We start from the raw sequence: 563 nt of genomic DNA, 5'->3' as shown, positions 1-563 counted from the left end.
GGTCGCGGCCAATGCCGCGGTAGGGGGTATGTCGGCCTTGAACGGCAACCACATCCACCTGCTGGAAGAAAGCGACGATGCCATTGACCGGTTGGTCGACGCGATCGAGCGAGCCACCGATCATGTCCATATCCTGTTCTATATCTGGCTGCCCGACCATTCGGGGCAAAAGATGGCCCATGCTGTGGCCCGTGCCGCGCAGCGCGGCGTCGAATGCCGGGTGATCGTCGATGCCCTGGGGTCGCGGCTGCTGGTCAGGTCCGCGCTGTGGACCCAGATGCAGGAAGCCGGGGCCGAATGCGTCACCGCCTTTCCCTGGGGGCTGCCCTTTATCAGCGTGCTGTTTCGCAGGCTGGATCTGCGCAACCACCGCAAGATCCTGGTGGTGGACAACCGCATGGCCTTTTCGGGCAGCCGCAACTGTGCGGACATGGCATTCGCCATCAAGCCGCGCTTTGCCCCTTGGGTCGATATCGTGATGTCGGTCGAAGGCCCCGTGGTGCGGCAGTTCCAGTCGGTCTTCCTGGGCGACTGGATGAGCTATACCGGCACGGATCTGGGCG

1 protein-coding gene is annotated in these 563 nt (G+C 63.6%); it reads left to right on the top strand.

Translation table 11 applies throughout. The features are described from left to right. Positions 1–28: 28 nt before the first annotated feature. A partial coding sequence (locus QC821_RS21710; RefSeq protein WP_309725609.1) for a phospholipase D-like domain-containing protein occupies positions 29–563 on the top strand: 535 nt, incomplete at its 3' end.

The sequence above is a fragment of the Franzmannia qiaohouensis genome, assembly GCF_031451695.1.
Classification (GTDB): domain Bacteria; phylum Pseudomonadota; class Gammaproteobacteria; order Pseudomonadales; family Halomonadaceae; genus Franzmannia; species Franzmannia qiaohouensis.
Note: the sequence above shows the minus strand (reverse complement) of the source record. Positions and strands in the feature narration are given on the sequence as shown.